The organism is Lentzea alba (assembly GCF_011067745.1).
Classification (GTDB): Bacteria; Actinomycetota; Actinomycetes; order Mycobacteriales; family Pseudonocardiaceae; genus Lentzea; species Lentzea alba.
In genome coordinates, this window is the sequence record NZ_JAAMPJ010000005.1 from 586,172 (window position 1) to 604,460 (window position 18,289).

At 68.6% G+C, this 18,289-nt stretch carries 13 protein-coding genes; 5 read left to right on the top strand and 8 right to left on the bottom strand.

Annotated elements, in window-relative coordinates; translation table 11 throughout:
* Positions 1 to 15: 15 nt before the first annotated feature.
* From G7043_RS21895 to G7043_RS21905, 3 genes are all read right to left on the bottom strand, one after another.
* Positions 16 to 9,306: an RHS repeat-associated core domain-containing protein gene (locus tag G7043_RS21895; RefSeq protein WP_166048117.1), complete on the bottom strand. Its 9,291-nt coding sequence runs from the start codon at positions 9,304 to 9,306 to the stop codon at positions 16 to 18.
* Between the two features lie 86 nt (positions 9,307 to 9,392).
* The gene (locus G7043_RS21900) at positions 9,393 to 9,737 is read right to left on the bottom strand and encodes a hypothetical protein (protein WP_166048119.1); all 345 of its coding nucleotides are present in this window, start codon (positions 9,735 to 9,737) and stop codon (positions 9,393 to 9,395) included.
* Between the two features lie 311 nt (positions 9,738 to 10,048).
* The gene (locus G7043_RS21905) at positions 10,049 to 10,393 is read right to left on the bottom strand and encodes a hypothetical protein (protein ID WP_166048121.1); all 345 of its coding nucleotides are present in this window, start codon (positions 10,391 to 10,393) and stop codon (positions 10,049 to 10,051) included.
* 179 nt (positions 10,394 to 10,572) lie between these two features.
* Here G7043_RS21905 and G7043_RS21910 point away from each other — a divergent pair, with 179 nt between their 5' ends.
* Genes G7043_RS21910 through G7043_RS21920 form a run of 3 tightly spaced genes read left to right on the top strand, consistent with a single transcriptional unit; the run spans position 10,573 to position 12,703 of the window.
* A complete protein-coding gene (locus tag G7043_RS21910) occupies positions 10,573 to 11,277 on the top strand; it encodes an ABC transporter ATP-binding protein (RefSeq protein ID WP_166048123.1) in 705 nt (234 codons plus the stop codon).
* A 5-nt stretch (positions 11,278 to 11,282) separates the two neighbouring features.
* On the top strand, positions 11,283 to 11,981 hold the full coding sequence (locus G7043_RS21915) for an ABC transporter permease (RefSeq protein WP_313888013.1): 699 nt from the start codon (positions 11,283 to 11,285) through the stop codon (positions 11,979 to 11,981).
* The gene (locus G7043_RS21920) at positions 11,978 to 12,703 is read left to right on the top strand and encodes a hypothetical protein (RefSeq protein WP_166048124.1); all 726 of its coding nucleotides are present in this window, start codon (positions 11,978 to 11,980) and stop codon (positions 12,701 to 12,703) included. The genes G7043_RS21915 and G7043_RS21920 overlap by 4 nt, the downstream gene beginning before the upstream one ends.
* Here the strand turns inward: G7043_RS21920 and G7043_RS21925 are convergent, their stop codons facing one another.
* The 5 genes from G7043_RS21925 to G7043_RS21945 all read right to left on the bottom strand — a co-directional run bounded on the left by G7043_RS21925 (position 12,704) and on the right by G7043_RS21945 (position 17,017).
* Positions 12,704 to 13,360 (bottom strand): response regulator transcription factor, encoded by a 657-nt coding sequence (locus G7043_RS21925; protein WP_166048126.1) that lies wholly within the window; start codon positions 13,358 to 13,360, stop codon positions 12,704 to 12,706. It abuts the gene before it with no gap.
* Positions 13,357 to 14,208 carry a sensor histidine kinase gene (locus G7043_RS21930; RefSeq protein ID WP_166048128.1) on the bottom strand — a complete coding sequence of 284 codons (852 nt, stop codon included), beginning with the start codon at positions 14,206 to 14,208 and terminating at the stop codon, positions 13,357 to 13,359. The genes G7043_RS21925 and G7043_RS21930 overlap by 4 nt, the downstream gene beginning before the upstream one ends.
* Positions 14,205 to 14,849: a response regulator gene (locus G7043_RS21935; RefSeq protein ID WP_166048130.1), complete on the bottom strand. Its 645-nt coding sequence runs from the start codon at positions 14,847 to 14,849 to the stop codon at positions 14,205 to 14,207. Before G7043_RS21935 ends, G7043_RS21930 begins: the two co-directional genes overlap by 4 nt.
* Positions 14,850 to 14,852: 3 nt before the next feature.
* Positions 14,853 to 16,001 (bottom strand): sensor histidine kinase, encoded by a 1,149-nt coding sequence (locus tag G7043_RS21940; protein ID WP_166048132.1) that lies wholly within the window; start codon positions 15,999 to 16,001, stop codon positions 14,853 to 14,855.
* A 122-nt stretch (positions 16,002 to 16,123) separates the two neighbouring features.
* On the bottom strand, positions 16,124 to 17,017 hold the full coding sequence (locus G7043_RS21945) for a CPBP family intramembrane glutamic endopeptidase (RefSeq protein ID WP_166048135.1): 894 nt from the start codon (positions 17,015 to 17,017) through the stop codon (positions 16,124 to 16,126).
* 194 nt (positions 17,018 to 17,211) lie between these two features.
* Here G7043_RS21945 and G7043_RS49445 point away from each other — a divergent pair, with 194 nt between their 5' ends.
* Both G7043_RS49445 and G7043_RS21950 read left to right on the top strand, forming a co-directional pair.
* Positions 17,212 to 17,346 carry a hypothetical protein gene (locus G7043_RS49445; protein WP_278185807.1) on the top strand — a complete coding sequence of 45 codons (135 nt, stop codon included), beginning with the start codon at positions 17,212 to 17,214 and terminating at the stop codon, positions 17,344 to 17,346.
* Between the two features lie 67 nt (positions 17,347 to 17,413).
* The gene (locus G7043_RS21950; RefSeq protein WP_166048136.1) at positions 17,414 to 18,268 is read left to right on the top strand and encodes a helix-turn-helix domain-containing protein; all 855 of its coding nucleotides are present in this window, start codon (positions 17,414 to 17,416) and stop codon (positions 18,266 to 18,268) included.
* The last annotated feature ends 21 nt before the right edge of the window (positions 18,269 to 18,289 follow it).

Genomic DNA, 18,289 nt, shown 5'->3' on the forward strand with positions numbered 1-18,289 from the left:
ACGGCGTCACTCTCTCTACTTTGTGTTCTTGATCGGCGCGGGATTTCCCTGGCTGTCGTTGAGCAGCCCGAGGTTGGGCATGCCAAGGGAGTTCCCCCCAGGAGCTCGTGGGTTGTAGAGGACGTTGGGCACGACCTCGTGCCGGTTGATCCCGCCGGGACGGCCGTCCTTGTAGAAGCCCTCGGCGGTCATCTCGAACGCCACCGGAACCGTGCGGTCGCCCGCGTACTGCGGAACCACCTTGTAGTAGACGATCTGGCCGTCTTCGACCGCGTCGGCCGCGCGCTTTTCGAACGCCCGCATGTTGTCCTCGACCCGGCCGTCGCCCCTGACGAAGGTGTTCGCGGCCCGGCTGCAGGTCGCGACGTTCTCGCTCCTGTTCCCCGCACCTCCGAGCACAGCCGCGAGAAGATGACACGAGTTGATCGTCTTGGACGCCGTCACGCCGTAGTTCTGCGATACGTAGTCCTGGGTCCACTTGTAACCCGGACCACGCTTTGCCTTGTTCTCGCCGTGCTTCTTGGTGACACACGCCTCGACACCGGTCGCCCGGTTGCCGTGATCTGCGTCCACCGGCATGTAGTTCGGCGTCGGCAGCGCCTGGCGGCAGTCCCGCCGGTCCCGCTGGTGCTGGTCGGGGATCAGCCGCTGCCGTTCCTGGGTGCCCTCGATCGTCACCACGACAGCCCGGGACGCCGACGACACGGTGTGCAGGAACCGACCGGCACGCTTCAGCGCCTTCTGGTAGATCTCGTCCGCGTCGGTCCGTGTGTCGTTCACGACGTCCCGCGCCGTCCCGACCTTCACTGCCGGTGCCTTCGGTGTGGACGACACCTGTTGGGGCGTCAGCAGGATCGGCTTGGTCGCCCCCGGATCTACCGCGATCGGCGTGTGCTTGGCCGCGTGGGCGTTGTCGGCACGCGCCTTGTCGGAGATCGCCTTGGCCCGCAGGTACGCCGCGATCCTGGCGGCCTCGGCACGAGCCTCGGCGTCGTCCCCCGCGTCGACATCACCGTCGCCGTCGGTGTCAGGGCCGGTTTCCACGTCCGGAAGCGCCCTGGCCCACGGAGAGTCGCCGCCACCACCACATTGGACGGTCCAGGAATGCGTGTCGCAGAACAGTTCTTTCGTCGACGGCCGTTTCTGGAACGCCTTGTCGCACGTCACGCCGTACAAACTCGTACAACTGTCGCCGCGGCCCCCCGCCGGCGTCGGCGCCAGCACATCCAAGAACACCCTCACCGCGAGCCCCAAGGGACTGCTGGACCTCGGGCCTCGGCCCTTCCCGCCCCTGGGCCGAACGGTGGGCGGGCACGGCCGGGCCTTGGTCGGGGTAGCACAGGAATGACCGGTGGGATCCACGTTGGTCACCGGATTCCCGGCGCCGTAGCCATAGCGGTTGGCGTTGACCGCCGATCCACCGCTGGTGTCGACGTCGTCCCGGGAGACGAATCCGCCCGTGCCGGGGTCGTACCAGCGTGCGCCCATGTCGACCTGACCGGTCGCCTGGTCGGTCCAGTCGCCCTGGTAACCGAGCGCGCCGGTGTTCCCGTTCTTCGCGGCCACCTTGCCGAACGGGTCGTAGGTGGTCGAGTCCGGCAGCGCGCCGAGCGTGTCGTCCGCCGGGTCGAAACCGCCGACCACATCGCCGCGCAAGTCCGAAAGGGACAGTCGCTCGGTGGCACCGCGGCTGGTCGCCAGCAGTTCGTCACCCGGACCACGGGCGAACGTCTCGGTGCCGTCCGACACGACCTCGTCGTTCTGGCCCGCGTAGGTGAAGGTCGTGCCGTTGCGGGTGGCTACTCGGTCGAAGCCGTCGTAGGCGTAGTTCTGCGCCCCGTTGGTGATCATCCGGTCGAGCGCGTCGAAGCCGAACTGCTGGGTCTGCGACCCGGTTGTCTTCGACCGCAACGTTCCTCTTGGCGAGTACGCGTAGGTGCTGTCTCCGTCGGACAGAAGCCGGTTCCGCTCGTCGAAGGTGGACACCTTCGACCCGATCTTGGTCCGGTTGCCGGCGTCGTCCCACTCGTAGCCGGTGGTCACTCCGCCGGCCGTGCTGCTCTTGAGGCGAAGTCCCTTGTCGTAGTCGTAGGTCGTGGTTCCGGCGCCCGCGACACCCGTCGTGGTCCGGCTGGCGATCGTGTCGGTGAGGTTGTACCCGTACGTCGTCGAGGCGACCGTGGCGTTGGCGGAGTTCGTCAGGACGTCCGAGCTCAGCCTGCCGAAGTCGTCGTAGCCGAGGGTGCGCTTGCGGCTCGCGCCGAAGTCGATCGTCTTGACCGCTCCGGTGTTGTCGTAACCGAACTTCTGGCTCGTACCGGTGAGGCCGTCGGCCACGGTGTCCAGCCGTCCCTTGTCGTAGGCGTACGCCGCGGTTCCGGCGGCGTCCTTGCGGCTGACGACGCTGCCTTCCTCGTCGTACCGGTACTCCGCGACGCCACCGGGACCTGCCGTGGTGAGAAGGTGCCCGCGGTCGTCGTAGGTGTAGGTGTTCGTGCCGCCCACCGCGCTCACCGACCTGAGCCGGTTGGACAGGTCGTAGCCGTACGTCGTCGCCGCAGTCTCAGCTTCGGCACCCGTACCGGTTTCCGCCTTGGGCCGGTTCGCCGCGTCGTAGTCCCGTTTGGTGACAACGCCTCCCGGCGCGGTCAGCTGGACGGCGTTGCCGTTCTCGTCGTAGCCGGTCGTCCAGGTCCGGTCCGCGGCGCCGGGATGTGCGGTGGTCGACGGATCGATCGTGGACTCGGGCAAGCCGAGGGTGTTGTACGTGGTGATCGTGGAGTTGCCTCGGCCATCGGTGTACCGAGTCCGGTTGCCGGCCGCGTCCACGCCGTACGAGCTGGTGATCGACTTGCCGTCGGCCACCGGTTCGACCTGGTTGATCAGCTGGTTGGCCGAGTTGTAGGTGTAGGTCCGCACGGTCTGGTTCGGGTCCGTGACGGTGATCAGGTTCCCGGCCGGGTCGTAGCCGTACGTCGTGCTCCTCAACGTCGATCCGTCGGCCTTCAGCGCGTTGTCCGCGGTCTTCTGACCGAACAGGTCGTAGGTCGCCTGGGACGTGCGGCCCTGTGCGTCGACAGCGCGGACGGTGTGCCCGGCGAAGTCGTAGCCGTACTGAACCTGCACGCCGTTCGGGTCGACGGACTTGGTCAACTGGTCGAGCGTGTCGAAGGTGTAGGTGGTCGTCGACTGCTTCGGCGAGATCTCGCTGACCACGTTGCCGGCGTCGTCGAAGACGACCCTGCTGGTGAACGCGCCCGCGACCGGGGTGCGCTCGATCGAGGTGGCAGTCACCTGGCGGTCGAGGTCGTCGTAGGTGGCCTCGGTCCGGATCCCCGTGCCGTCCACAGTGGACACGATCTGCCCGGAGCGGGTGTAGCCGAACGTCGTGGCGGCCCGCTCGTCGTTGGTCGACGCGGGTACGTCGACCTTCGCGACCCGGTTCAGCTGGTCGTAGGTGCTCCGCGTGATGTTGCCGCGCGGGTCCTTGACCTCGACGACGTTGCTGTTGCCGTCGTACTTGGTGAAGGTCGTCGGCGTGACGGCCTGCGTCGCACCGGGTGCCCGGTAGGACGGCTTGGCGGAACTCGTCGTCCGGCCGTTGCGGTCGTAGGTCGTGCGGGAGATGTTGCCGAGCTCGTCCTTGTAGTCGGTGATCTCGCCGAACGTGTTGTACCCGGTCGTCGCCGTCGGCGTGGCCGTGCTCGCCGGCTGGCCGCCGCTCTCCACCGACAGCGGTGCCGCGGTCGACGTGACGAGCTGACCGATCTCGTCGTGGACCAGCCGTGCGGTGAACGCGTTCGGGTCGGCCCCGGTGACGTTGCCGCGAGGGGAGATCGTGGACGTCGGCAGCGCGCGCTGGTCGTAGCGGGTCTTGGTGACCCGGGAGGTGGTGCCGCCGGTCACGGTCTGCTGGACGAGGTTGTCGGCGTCGTCGTAGTCGTAGGACACCTGTTCCTGGTTGTTGCCGGTGACCCAGGGGACGTTCGACGGCTTGCCGGTGGTCGTGACGGTCTTGACGTTTCCGTTGGTGTCATAGGTGAACGACGTGCCGCGCATGAGGCCGTTCGGGTCCGTTGTGGACGTCAGTGCCCGGCCCAGCCTGTCGTAGGTGCTGGCCTTGACCGTCTTGCCGTTGTTCCTGACCTGCTTGGTCGGGTTTCCGGCAGCGTCGTAGGTGTTGTCCTCCAGGACGAAGTCGCGGGTGGTGCCGTCGGGGTTGCGGAACTTCTTGAGCACGGCCTTGGCGAGCAGGCCGTCGTCGAAGTACGTGAACTCCGTGCGTCGTCCCATCGCGTCGGTCTCGCTGGCGAGCCGCCCGGCGAAGTCGTAGCTGAACGCCTTGAGCACCAGGTGGTCACCGGTGGCCGGGGCCGGGGTGCCTTCCGGGTCGCTGCGCCAGTCCCGCAGCCGGACCTCGGCAAGCGTGTTGCGGGCGGTGTAGGCGTAGTCGTACCGGTTGCCGTTCGGGTCCGTGGTGGACGTGACGTTGCCGAAGGCGTCGTAGTCGAAGGTGGTCTTGCCGCCTTCCGGGTCCGTGGTCGTGATCGCACGGCCGCGGTCGTCGAGGGTCGACGACGTGGTGCGGGCCTGGTCGTTGCCCAGTGCGTCGGCCTCCTCGACCGAGACGACGATGCCGTCCGGGTCGTAGGTGCTGGTGATCCGCTTCTGGTGCTTGACGTTCGTGACCGCGTTCGTGGTGGCCGGCATCGTCGTCGTGCGCAACCGGGACATGCCGTCGTAGGTGTAGGTGGTCCCCACACCGGCCGGGAAGCTGTCGGAGATGTCCTTCTTGGAGATCATCCGGCCGACCGGGTCGTAGGTGTACTCGGTCGAGCGGCCGGACGGCTCGGTCACCCTCGCCAGGTCGCCGTTGGCGAAGTAGTTGTACTTGGTGATCTTGCCGCGGGCATTGGTGACCGAGTCGACGAGCCCGGCGGGCTGAGTTCCGCCGCCGACCGCGCCTTCGCTGCCCGTCGTGTACTTGTACGAGGTCTGCGCGCCGTCCGGGGTCGTCTGCGTCGCGAGCTGACCGCTCGAGTGGTACGCGTACTGCGTCCGGTAGGTGCTGTCGGTCGCGCTCGTCGAACGCGCGTCCCTGCTCTCGGTCGGCAGGTTGTTGCGCGGGTCGTAGAGGTTCGTGACCGTTGCTGGGTAGGACTTGTAGGACGTCTGGCACTGGTTGGCGTCGGTGTCCCGGCAGGTCTTCGTCGAGGTGACGTTGCCGCGGGCGTCGTACGTCATCGTGGTCGGGTTGCCGTTCTCGTCCCGGACCGTGGTGAGCACGCCGTCGTCGTTGTACTCGAACGTGCGGATGCTGACACCGTCCACTCCGTACCGGACGAACACGGGACCGCCGGAGTCGTCGGGGATGACGGTGCAGAACGCCGGGTCGTTGGCGTCCGGCTGGGTGCACTGCCGCACGGGGTCCGGCGGGGTCTCGGTGGGCTCGCCCGGCTTGTCCTCCGGCCGGGCCTCCATGCCCAGCGGCTGACCGAGGCGCAGCAGCTGACCGCTGATCGCGTCGAACTCGTACAGGCTGGTGCGGTTGCCGGGATCGAGCACCTCGACGCTGCGGCGCAGGTCGGTGTCGCCGCCGTAAACCGTTGGGGCGCCGACCTTCCACACCCCGCCGTTGTTGTCGGTGTACTGCTTGACGCGGTCACGGCCCACGTCGTAGGTGGCGAGGGCGTCGACCCGGCCGCTGGGCAGGGTGACCTTGCTCAGCAAGTCGGCCTGGGTGGTCGCGGCCTTGTAGTGGGCCATGACCGAGGCCGCGCCGAGCGGGCCGGAGTAGATCGCGACCTCGTCGATCAGACCGTCGTAGGACCGCTGCGCCGTCGTGCCCCACTCGGGCCACGAGCCGGGTGTGCTCGCGTAGGCGGCGCCGATCTGGTTGAACGTCAGCAAGGTGTGGTCGATCGTCTTGCCGGTCAGCTCGCCGATCTTCACACCGTCCAGGTACAGCGTCTGGGTGGAACCCATCGACGACAGCACCACGTGGTGCCACTTCCCCACCTCGTTGACCGGGGTCGACGAGGTGATCGGGTTGATCGAGCCGGTCCCGAACTGGCCGCGCAGCTTGCCGTCCCTGCCGACGTACAGCACCGGGACACCGGTCGTGCTCGCCGAGCCCAGCGCCTTGTCCTGGTAGCCGATCAGCGGTCCGCCAGAGCCGGTGATCGAGTTCTTGAACCACAGCTCGATCGCGCCGTCCCTGCTCTTCTTCACCGTGCCCTTGGGCAGGTCGACAGCGGACGTCGTGCCGTTGAAGGACGTGGCGGTGTCGGTCGTGCCGGCGAACTGGCCGGCGGCGCCCAGGGTGACGTTCTTGTAGGTGCCGGTGTCCTTGCCCAGGTTGACCGCGACCTCGCTGGCGGCCGCGGTGCCCTCGTCCTCGCCCAGCCGCCAGTACGACTCCGGCCGCGAGTCGAGCACCGCGCTGCGGTAGTGCGAACCGGCGCTGTACTCGTAGTTCGTGCAGCCCGGTGTCGGACCGCACACCTTGGTGAGCAGATCGCCGGTGTAGCTGTAGGACCAGCTCAACGCGGCGCCGTCGACCGGGTCGGTGTCGAGTTTGGTGACGTGGTTGCCGGTCCAGGTGAAGGTGAGCGAACGCCCGGCGGTGTTGGTCTGGCTGTTGGCGACCTGCGCCTTGCGGAGCTTGCCGTCGAGGTAGGTCAGCACGATCGACCGGTTGGAGATGTCGGTGATCTTCGACAGCTTGCCGGTCAGCGCGAACTGGTAGGTCGTGCCGGACTTGTCCAGCAGCTTCCACGACGTGGTGTCCTGCGTCAGCGAGGCCGTCCGGCCGCCCGGCGCGACGTACGTTCCGTTGGCGTTGCGACCGAATCGGACGGTCTGCCCGTCCGGGTAGGTCACGACCACGCTGCCGGAGCCGTCGTCGTCCGGCACGATCTTCATGTCGTAGACGCTGGTCCAGCCGGCACCGAACAGACCGTCCCGGCGCGGGTCGATGCTGTTGTACGTCCTGGCCACCGACAACGGCGGCCCGGCCGTGCCCACCGTGGCGTCGACCGCGGAGGTGGTGTAGTTGCCGGTCTGCGGGTCGAAGTCCTGCTCCTGCATGCCGTTCGGCGAGGAGGACACGCGGGCGGTGATCTCCGGCTGCGGCACGTTCGCGAGCAGAACCGAGTACGGCGACGGCACCTCGGTCGTGGCGTCCTTCACGAACGCGCGCCACAGGTACGCCTTGGTCCAGCTGAGCGTGCCGGACGGGACGGGCCAGGCCGTCTTGGTCCCGTAGCCGGAGTTCGTGCAGTTGACCGGCTTGCCGGCCGCGTCACGTTCGCAGATCTCGAACTTGAACTGCAGCGACGAGCTCGGCGGTGCGTCGACGTCCAGCGCTCTGGCCCACAGCTGCGGGGTCAGCGTCGGCGCCTGGTATCCGTTGGGCGGGAACAGTTCCTGCAACACCGGCGGGATGTCGAAGACCTGCAGGACGATCCGGCCGGGCGGGACCTGGTGGTCGGTGAACACCGGCCCACCGGTCTTGACCATGGTGAAGTCGAGGAAGTACTTGCCGGGCGGCATCGCCTTGATGGTCGCGTCGAGGGTGACCTTGCCGTTGCGCTGCACCGTCGTGGTCAGACTCGCCGCACGCTGCTGCCCGAAGGCGGTGCCGTCGGCCTTGTACGCGCGGTAAGCCAGGTAGTAGTCAGCCGGAGCCCACGCGGCGGCGCTCTTGTTGGTGACCTGGATCTTGACCTTGCCGTTCTGGTTCTGCAGCACGGGCGGGTTCGGCCGCGGGTCGGTCAGCTTGTAGGTCGCGTTGTACGGGCTGTGCGTGACGTAGAGCTTCGGCGGGTTCGCGGTGCCGCGATCGGTGAACTTCTTGGCGCCGGCGCCGCGGATCGACAGTCCGAAGTTGGACTGCTCGCCGTTCACCCAGCGCTGCACCAGATCGCGGCCGGCGCCGCCGAGGTTGAACAGCTCGCCGGCGCGAGGGCAGGCCGACGAGGACTGCCCGAAGGCGATGTAGCCGTGCGCGAACGACTTGCTGGCCAGCGCACCACCGACCGCAGGTCCCGGATAGGTCCCTGAACCCGACGACCAGTTCTCGGTGACCGGGTGCACGCTGACCTGACGCGGCTCGCAGGACTCGGCCTCGAAGTTCACCATCCACAGCTGAGCACCGAAGATCGTGTGGTACTGCAACCGGTTCACCAGATCGCCGAACTTGATGTACGCGTTGGCGTTCGTCCCGATCGCGAGCTCACCGGAACCGGCCGGCCCCGCGGTCATGCTGGCGTCCGCCGACCCGCTGCCGACCGGCAGTGAGACGGTGGGGTCGACCGCGACCGGGAACGCCCGGCTCGGATCCTTCAGCCAGGCCGCGTCGGCGGTGAGTTCGAGAGCGCCCTGCACCAGCCGGTACGACACGCCCTTCGACACCGCCCCCTTGGCGTCCACCATGTCACCGGGCGGGATGACCGCGCGCGGCGTGCCCTTCTCGTCGGAGAAGACGACCTGGCCGTTGTCGATCTGCGGCGTCAGTCCCTTGAGCCGCAAGGGGAACGTGAAACTAGTCGGTGCGTCGGGCCCCGCCAGCACCAGAGTTTCCTTGACCCCGCCAGGCCTGGATTCGAGTTTGAGATCAACTTTGGGCGCGACCTGCGGGTACACGATCGTGGCGCCGTCGACCTTGGGCGTGGCCGCCGCGGCACCGGCCAGTGCGTACGAAACGGAATGATCGTTGTCGACCGTCAGCGTGACCAGATCGGCCGCGTCGGCCTTCTTCGCGAAGCGCAGACCCACTTCGTCCGCCGCGTTTCGCCACCCGTTGCCCTGATCCTCCACCAGGTTCGGGTCGATCGGCGTCCAAGCGCCGTCCTTGCCGCGGTAGTTGAGCCTGGAGGCGGAGAACTCGGTCGTCTCCGTGCCATCGGGGTTGCTGTACACCCGCTCGTACTCCGAGCGACGCGCCGGCTGTTCCGCGCTGACCTTCTCGTCGAAGCCCTTGACCTCACGGGCCGGCGGCTCAGCCTCGGTGACCGTGTTGTCGACCTGCTGATCCCAGGTCTGCTTGGGGTAACGACTCCGCACGCTCGCAGGCAGCGTCCGGTTCGCCGGTCTGCCCTCGAAATGTCTTCCCGCACCATCGGCCGAGCCCCAGACCTGCCCAGGTCCGTGCAGGGCCGCGTACGCGTTCTCCTGCCCGCCTATGACCGAGTCACCGGTCGTCGTCGTCACCACCATGAGGACCGCGAGGCCGCCTGCGACGACCTTCGCGAAACCGCTGGGCAACAAGAAGAAGCCGAAGATGCCAGCCTTGCGTGTGCGCACGCGATCTCCTCGAATGGACACGAACACTCCGATGAACTCTCTGTCTGCCCGGAACCCCGCGGCGCGTGCCGCGGGGTTCCGGGTCGTCACCACCAGCCGGAGCAGCGGCGGGTGAGGCTGTCGCAGAGGCGGAACGAGATCTTGCTGACGTCGCTGTAGCTGCCCGAGTAGTTCGAGGTCTTCACGACCCCGTCCTCACGGCGCTGCAGGTAGGTGTGCGACGGCAGCGCCGACGGCCCGTTGGTCCACCACTTGCCGTCGTAGTCGTTGCCGTCCCACACCCACGACTTGCACAGCGGCAGGTTGCCGCCCTCCGGGCCCTGCAGGTCGCCGCACTGCTGAGCGGCCGACGCGGGCGAGGCGAGGAGGACGCTCGCACCCGCAATGGTGGCGACGGTGATACCGATTTTCTTGGCAACGTCGAGAAGCACGATTAATCCCTTTTGCCGATGAATGTCAGGCGTCGATCACACGTTCACGAGGTCGAATCAAGTCGCCGAGGATCGTGTCCGCAAGACGAGGCATTCGAGTCCCCCAGTTCCACGATCAGCGCAGGTCAAGCGACTGCGCGGTCAACGTAAGAACCGCCGCTGACATTTCGCTGACACGTGACAGCCGTCACAGTTGTCGGAAATGAGCAGCCCTGAACGGGAGATGAACTGCGCCACCAAGAATTCACCAAAGCGTCATGGGACGCTCACCTGATAGCGGCGAAAAGCCGCGATTCAGACGTGCCCGCGAATCAAACGGGCTGGATGTCGAGCACGTCGGGTGATGGCAGCTCATCAGGATCCGTCTCCCCGACACCGACCCACTCAACGCCACCAAGCACCTCCCCGCGCTGAGAGTCCTCGATCACGTAGAGGAACAGGCCGTCGTAGGACTCCAGGACGGCCGCGTTGACACGTATCGCCATTCCGAGGCCACGACCGTGCTGGAAGTCGATGGACGGGCAGCCGCATCCACACGCACCGACCACAACCACGTCCTGCGCTTGGCACCGCAGGTTCTCGACGCCGTCGAAATCGACGCTCAGCAGCGCGTCGAGCACTCTTCGCTCTCGCTGGGTCAGCGGCCTCGGGTCCATGGCGTCGATCGTCCCACCGGCGGCGGAGTCAATGCCGATTTCCGCGAAGTCAGACCCAGGTCTGACAGACCGCGGCCCGCACCACGACCGCGAGGTTCGGGCCAGAGCCCGATGTGGACAGAGCGGGCGACGCAATTGACTGCGAGGTGACGCGAAGCGCCCAACCGGAAGAAGCCCAGATGCTCAAGATCGACCGGCTCACCAAGCGGCGGGGGTCAGCGCTGATCCTCTCCGACGTCAGTTTCGAAGCGCGCCGAGGCCGGGTGACCGGGTTCCTCGGCCCCAACGGCGCGGGAAAGTCCTCGACCCTGCGGATCCTGCTCGGACTCGACCACCCCACCTCGGGCACCGCGCTGGTCGACGGCGTCAGGTTCGCCGCGTTGCGCGACCCGCTCGCCAAGGTCGGCGCCGTGCTCGACGGTTCCGGCGCGCACCGCTCCCGCACCGGCCGCGCGCACCTGAACTGGGTCGCGGCGGCGGGCGGCATCCCTCGACGCAGGGTGGACGAGGTGCTGGAACTGGTCGAGCTGTCCGGCGCGGCCCGCAAGCGCGTGGGCGGCTACTCGCTCGGCATGGGCAGGCGGCTCGCTCTCGCCGCCGCGCTGCTCGGCGACCCGGAGGCGTTGGTGCTCGACGAGCCGATCAACGGACTCGACCCGGAAGGCATCCGCTGGATCAGGACGTTCCTGCGGGAACGGGCGGCGGCCGGTCACACGGTCCTGCTGTCCAGCCATCTCATGGGCGAGCTGTCCGAGACGGTCGACGACGTGGTGATCATCAACCGCGGTCGCGTCGTCGCACAGGGCACGCTCGCCGAGATCACCGGAGCGCGGCGGAACCTGGAGGACGCGTTCTTCGCGCTCACCAGCGGGTCCGGGCGGTGAGGGCGGTGCGGGCACTGAGCGCCTACCGCGGCGAGCTGAGCAAGCTCGCGTCGCTGCCGTCGGTGTGGGCCGCCTGCCTGGTCGGGGTGGTGGTCCCGGCGGGCGTCGCGATCATCAACGCCAGGTCCACGAGCGTCGACGCCGGCTTCCAGGAACTCGCGTTCGGGGTCGTCGGCGTGATCGTCCTCGGCGTCGTCGCGGCGAGCAGCGAGTACTTCGTGGACGGCGAGGACAACGGGCGCCAGATCACCACGAGCCTCACCGTCGTGCCGTCCAGAACCCGTTTCCTGCTCGCGAAGATCGCGGCGGTGACCACCGTCGCGACCGCGTTGGCGGTGGTGGCCGCGGTGATCACGTTGCTGCTCATCGGCCAGGCGGCCGGCCTTTCGCGCATGTTCGGCGCAGTCGTCTACTGGGTGCTCACCGCATTGCTGGCGTTCGGCATGACCTTGTTGACCCGCAACGGAATCATCCCGCTGGCGTTGCTGATCCTGAACACGTCGGTCGTCACCGTCACGTTCCTGCTCGCGAAGATCACGACGCTCGCGGTCTACTTCCCGGACATGGCGGGCATCCGCATGTTCATCACCGAGGTCGACCTGCCGGTTCGCCTCTCCCCCGTCGCAGGTGGCGCTGTGATGGCGGCGTGGGTCGTCGCGCTGCTCGTCGCCGGGTTCGCGACTTTCCGCCGGAGGGACGCATGAGCCACGACACTCGGCGCTGGATCCACGCCGAGACGACGAAGCTGTGGAGCCTGCCCGCCACGCACCTGACCGCGCTGGGCACGCTGGTGGCGTCGGCGATGCTCGCGATCGCCTTCGGTGCGGCGGGCAGACCGGGCGGCACGACCGTGCTGGACGCCGGACTCGCTCCGGTCGGCTACACCCAGGTGGGGTTCATCATCCTGGGCGTGGTCGCGGTGACGTCCGAGTACAGCGGCGGCCAGCTCCGCACGACGCTCACCGCGATGCCGCGCCGGACCACCCAGCACCTCGCCAAGCTGGTCTCGCTCGCGCAGTTCGCGCTGCTCGCGGCCGTGATCACCGTGCTCGCGAGCATCGTCGTCGCCGGTGTCGTGGTGGGAGACCAGGCTTCGCTCACCGAAGCGTTGCGGGGCATCGGTGGAGCCGCGGGCTACCTGACGCTCACCACGCTGCTGTCCGCCGCGGTCGCCGCCATCGTGCGGCGCACGATTCCCGCGCTGGCCGGGCTGCTCGTCCACTACTTCATCGCCGGGCCGTTGCTGCGCGACCGGACGGACTTCGCGACCTACCTGCCGGACACCGCCGGCTACCGCATGTGGTTCCCCGGTGCGACGGGCCGGCTCGGCGCGTTGAGCCCGCTCACCGGTGCCGCGGTCGTGCTCGCGTGGGTCGTGCTGGCGGTGGCCGTGTCCACGACCGCGTTCCGTCGCAGGGACGCCTGATCAGGAGTGCGGCACCACAAGACCCATGTCGTACGCGGAGATCACGAGCTGTGCGCGGTCGCGGGCCGACAGCTTGCTGAGCAGCCTGCCCACGTGCGACTTGACCGTCTTGATCGAGATGACCAGCACGTCGGCGATCTCGGTGTTGGACAGGCCGCGGCCGACGAGGGTCAGGATCTCGACCTCGCGCTGCGTCAACCCGTTCGGCTGCGCGGCGCGATGCCGTGGCGTGGCCAGGTAGTGCTCGACCAGGTGCGTGAGAACCGTTGGTGCGAAAAGGGATTCGCCCGCATGTGTGCGCCGGACGGCGTCGATCAGGTCGTCCGGCTCGGTGTCCTTGAGCAGAAAGCCGCTCGCACCGGCCCGCAACGCCTCGTAGACGTACTCGTCGAGCTCGAACATGGTCAGCACCAGCACCTTCGTGCCCGCGAGCTCCGGTGTCGCGGTGATCTCCCGGGTGGTGGTGATGCCGTCCTGGCCGGGCATCCGGATGTCCATCAGCACGACGTCCGGGCGCAGTTCCCGGGCCCTGGCCAGCGCCTGCTCACCGTCTTCGGCCTGACCGACGACCTCCACGTCCGGGGAGTCGCCGATGATGATGGCCAGGCTGTGCCGCAACAACATCTGGTCGTCGACGAGCAGCACGCGGGTGGTCATCGACGTCCTCCGTCCGGCAGGCGAGCGATGACGTGAAAGCCTCTTTCCCCGTTGTGCACGACCAGTTCCCCACCCAACGCGTCGACCCGCTCCCGCAACCCGACCAGCCCATGACCCGCGCCGCGCAGCGGCTGCCAGTGTTCAGGAGGCCCACCATCCTCGATGCTCACGACCACCACGTCCCCCTCGCGCACAAGCCCGATCCGAACCTCCGCCGGACCTGCGTAACGCGCCGCGTTGGTCACGGCTTCCCGCACCACCGCACACGCGGTCGCCTGCACCCCTGGGGAAACGTCACCGAGATCGGCGATCTCCAACCGCGGCCGCAAACCCGTGGCACGGGCGGCTTCGACGACCGCGGGAATGTCCGCCAGGCTCTGCGCGGGTCGTAGCGGCGCGGCGCGTTCACCGTTGTCGCGCAACACGGACAGCATGCGCCGCAGTTCGGCGACGGCCTCCCGCCCCGTCCGCTCTATGTCGGCGAGCGCCTGGTCACGTTCGGCTTCCCGCCCGTCACCGCGCACCCGGCGCGCGGCTGTGGCTCGGACGACGATGACGCCGAGGCCGTGAGACACGATGTCGTGCAGCTCTCTGGCGATCCGGAGCCGTTCGTGGTGCGCGGCCTGTTCCGCGGCCCAGGAGGTGAGGCGTGCCTCGTACGCGAGCCGCTGCCGGCGGGAGCGGATCACCGTCCAGGTGGTCGTGGCAACGGCCAGCGCGACGATCACCACCGGTATGACGACGGAACCCGGCCCGTTCTTGCCGACCATCAGCAACGCGGCGGTGAGCACGAGGAGCACGGCGCCACCGACGAGCCACGTGCGCAACGGGCGTGTTGGTCTGGTCATTTCCTCAGGTACGCGAGCACCGCGAGCACTCGACGGTGGCCCGCGTCGGTGGTCGGCAGGCCGAGCTTGGTGAAGATGTTGCCGATGTGCTTGTGGACGGCGCCGTCGCTGATCACCAGCAGGGTGCCGATCGTGGAGTTCGAGTGGCCCTCGGCCATCAGCCCGAGCACCTCGCGTTCGCGTGGCGTCAGCTGTCGCAACGGGTCGTCCGCCCGGCGGCGCACGAGCAGCTGGGCGACCACCTCCGGGTCCATCGCGGTGCCTCCGGCGGCGACGCGGTTCAGCGCGTCGAGGAAGTCGGCGACCTTGCCCACCCGTTCCTTGAGCAGATAACCCACGCCGCCGCTGCCGTCGGCCAGCAGCTGGGTCGCGTAGCTCTCCTCGACGTGCGCCGACAGCACGAGCACGGCGAGCCCCGGCCACTTCGCGCGGGCCTCGACCGCAGCTCGCAGGCCCTCGTCGCGGAACGTGGGTGGCATTCGCACGTCCACCAACGCGACGTCCGGGCGGTCGGTCGCGATGGCCGACAGCAGGTCGTCAGGGGTGTCGACGGCGGAGGTGACGTCCAGGCCCTCGGCACGGAGCAGGTGCGTGAGGCCTTCCCGCAGCAGGGTGTCGTCCTCAGCGATCACAATGCGCACGCTTCATGTTCCCGCAGGGATGACCACCCGTACGACAGTGGGGCCGCCCAGCGGGCTGTCGATCTTGGTCGTGCCGTCGAACGCGGCGATCCGGTGATGGATTCCGCGCAGGCCGGTGCCCTGCCCGTCGTCGGCGCCGCCGTGGCCGTTGTCGGTGACCTCCACGACGAGTACACCGTCCTCGGCACGCAGGCTCACGGTGATCTGGTCGGCCCCGCTGTGCTTGACGGCGTTGGTCAACGCCTCGGCCACGACGAAGTAAGCCGCCGCCTCGACCGCCGCGGGTGCCCGCGGCAGCGGATGTTCGTCGAGCGTGCACGGGATCGCGCACTGCGCCGCCAGCGAGGCCACCGCATCGGAAAGACCCCGTTCGGCCAGCACCGGCGGATAGATGCTGCGCACCACCTGACGCAGTTCGGCGAGCGCGTCGGTGGCCGCGTTCTGGGCGGTGAGCACCGAGGGCAACGCCGCGGCGGGATCGCGCGAGAGGGCTCGTTCCACCGCGCCCAGTTGCATCACCACCGCGACAAGGCGGTTCTGGGTGCCGTCGTGCAGGCTGCGTTCGATGCGCTGCAACTCGGTGCCGTGCGCCTCCAACGCGGCCGCCCGGGTCGCCGTGACCTCGGCGAGGCGTTCGGCGAGCGACTGCACCGGCGGCGCCAGCCGGGCAGCGCTGACTTTCGCGTACCACCGAGCCAAGGGCGGCACCACGAGGACGCCCAAAAGGCCGTACGCGGCAGCCGTGACCAGCGTGAGGCCCGCGTCGCCCCACGACCGCACCGGCATGTCCAACGTGGAGGCGGCATCGGGGATGAACGGCCAGAACGCGGCGATCACCACGTTCTGCGCCACACCGGTCACCGACCCCACCGGCAGCAGCCCCGCCAGAATTCCGCCGGTGGCCTGCAATGCGAGCCACCGGACGTCCCGGCGAACGGTCGTGGCACTGTCCTCTGTGGAGGGTACCGGGACCGGGATGGCCAGGAATCGGCCGACGCGGTCGCGTTCGTTCGCGGCGAGCCGGCCGACGGCCTCCATGACGCGGGGCAGGTGCGGCAACGCCATCCCGACCAGCAAGCCCAGTGCCCGCAGCCCCACGACCACACCGAAGGCGAGGAAACGCCATGCCTTCGGCCCTGGCTGGTTCGTCACAGTGACTCCTTCTCGATCAACCCGGGGTGCGGGCAATGGTGACACCGACGGATGTTTGACGGTGACCACGGCTTGCCCCGGTGCCGCAGGTCTTGGTCACGGCGTGCATCCGCAGTGCGTGGTCATTCGCCGGCCCTCACCGTCTGCCGGACAGCGGCGCCGTGGCCGAGCTTGGCGCGGGTGGCGGCGATCACGATGGCGGAGAGCAGGCCGAGGCCGAGCGCGGGACCCCAGAGCCAGCGGGGATCGTCTCCCGGGAAGACCTCGGACCACACGAGCGACTGGAAGTTGTTGATGGAACAGTGCAGGAGCATGACCAGCGGCACGCTCTGCCGTCCCTTGTTGTAGACCAGCGTGATCAGAACGCTCATCTCCAACGCCACCACGGTGAACAACGCGATCGTCTCGGCGCCCACGTTCGGCCCGCCCCACGGCGTGAGGAACAGCGGCACGTGCCAGCCGGCCCACAGGACACCGAGGATGAGCGTCGCCACCAGCGGGTGGTGCCGGTTCTGCAGACGAGTCAACGCGAAGTCGCGCCAGCCGGGCTCCTCGGCGAGACCGGTCGTCAGGACCTGTGCCACGAGCGCGGGAACGTAGACGGCCAGCACCATCAACGACGGCAGCCGCACGGCCTCCTCGGCACCCTCCATCGCCAGCGTGCCGAGCAGGATCGCGATCGGGACCGCGAGCAGCGCGAACGCGTACCACCGCACACCGGCGCGGAACTGGAACAGCCGCCTGCGCCAGCGGCGCAACCCTTCCCGCCCCTCGGTGACCGCGGTGACGGTGAACGCCGCGGTCAGCGGCCCGAGGTACGCGCCGGGCAGGATCGCTGTCAGCTGGTTGCCGATGAGGAAGTCCGGGTAGCGGAAGTTCAGCACGCCGAGCCCGTCCAGCGACAGGACGTACGGCGTCCAGGCGAGCCAGCTGATGCCGAAGGCGAGCGTGAAGAACGTGATCAGCGGGTAGCGGAGGACCAGTGCGCGTGCGGCGGTGGTGTCCGTTGAAGTCATGGCACAAAGCTAGAAACCGCAGGTCCGCGAGTCAGTCGAGGCAGGGGGCCTCTTGATGGTGGAGCCCACTCCACCATGCTCGTTCCCGGACTGCCGGCGGGCGGACCGGCGGCGTCCCGCCACGAGCACCAAGCCCAGCAGCACGAAGGCGTGACGCGCGGCAGGTCTCGGCCCCCCGCGTCAGGTACTCGACGGTGACCAGCACCGGTGCGACGCCGTGCAAGAGAACCGTGGCGATGCGCACCAGCCCGAGAGAACGTGAGGTGCTGAGGATGTACGCCACCGGCAACACCCTCAGCAGCACAGCGCGCAGGCTCGGTGGCTCCTGACTCGTCGAGGCGGCGCCCACAAAGACGATCGAGACGCAGCATCTGCTCCATAAGCGACACTTGCGTCATGGCGTTGCAGGATCTCGGCGCGGAGGTGCGCCGGTTGCGCGAGAACACGGAGCCCGCCGCGATCGGGTTGCCGGTCGGCAGGCGGCGGGCTCGTGGCGTGCGGCGGGAGGAGCTCGCCGAGCTGGCCGGGGTGTCGGCGGACTACGTGCGGCGGCTGGAACAGGGCCGCCGTCACCCTTCGGCCGCCGTGGTGAACGCGATCGCCCGTGCGTTGTGCGTGAGGCCGGCCGAGTACGAACGGCTTTGCGCGCTGGCCGGGTATGCCGCGGCGGACGGGCAGGTGCCGCGCGCGGCCGGGTCCGGTGCGATGCGGTTGCTCGAGCGGTTCGCTGACACGCCCGTGTTCCTGACGGATGCGGCGTGGAACGTCGTCGCCGTCAACGGTGCGTGGATGGCGCTCGGAGCGGGAGCGTCGAACCGGCAGGCCCGGGACTGGAACGTCGCATGGCGCACGTTCTCCCACGCCCACCGCGAGATCAGCCGCGATGACGACCACGCGGCCGCGTTCCGGGCGACGCTCGCCGCCCGGTTGCACAGCACGTCCCTGCGCTACCCCGCCGACGAGCCGCTCGCCGAGCTCGTGGACGAGCTGCGGACCACGAGCCGTTCGTTCGACAGCCTGTGGCGTGCACCAAGAACCGTTGCCGATCATGGGAATCGAGCCGTGTTCCGACATGCGGGCGTGGGTGACATCGCGCTCGACGGCACGCTGCTGCAGGTGCCCGGCGACAACCTCCAGGCGGTGGTACTCACCGCCGCACCGGGTTCGGCTGACGCGGGACGGCTCGACGAGGTCGTCCGCGCCTCCACCGGGCCTGCCGTCGTCAGGGTGGGACAAGCTGGCCCAGGCTGACCGGTCCGCAGGCGGCGATCC

Coding starts and splice junctions, on each gene's coding strand:
- G7043_RS21930 (WP_166048128.1), bottom strand. CDS start 14,208: ATGACCAGACCAACACGCCCGTTGCGCACGTGGCTCGTCGGTGGCGCC.
- G7043_RS21950 (WP_166048136.1), top strand. CDS start 17,414: ATGGCGTTGCAGGATCTCGGCGCGGAGGTGCGCCGGTTGCGCGAGAAC.
- G7043_RS21920 (WP_166048124.1), top strand. CDS start 11,978: ATGAGCCACGACACTCGGCGCTGGATCCACGCCGAGACGACGAAGCTG.
- G7043_RS21905 (WP_166048121.1), bottom strand. CDS start 10,393: ATGGACCCGAGGCCGCTGACCCAGCGAGAGCGAAGAGTGCTCGACGCG.
- G7043_RS21945 (WP_166048135.1), bottom strand. CDS start 17,017: ATGACTTCAACGGACACCACCGCCGCACGCGCACTGGTCCTCCGCTAC.
- G7043_RS21910 (WP_166048123.1), top strand. CDS start 10,573: ATGCTCAAGATCGACCGGCTCACCAAGCGGCGGGGGTCAGCGCTGATC.
- G7043_RS21925 (WP_166048126.1), bottom strand. CDS start 13,360: ATGACCACCCGCGTGCTGCTCGTCGACGACCAGATGTTGTTGCGGCAC.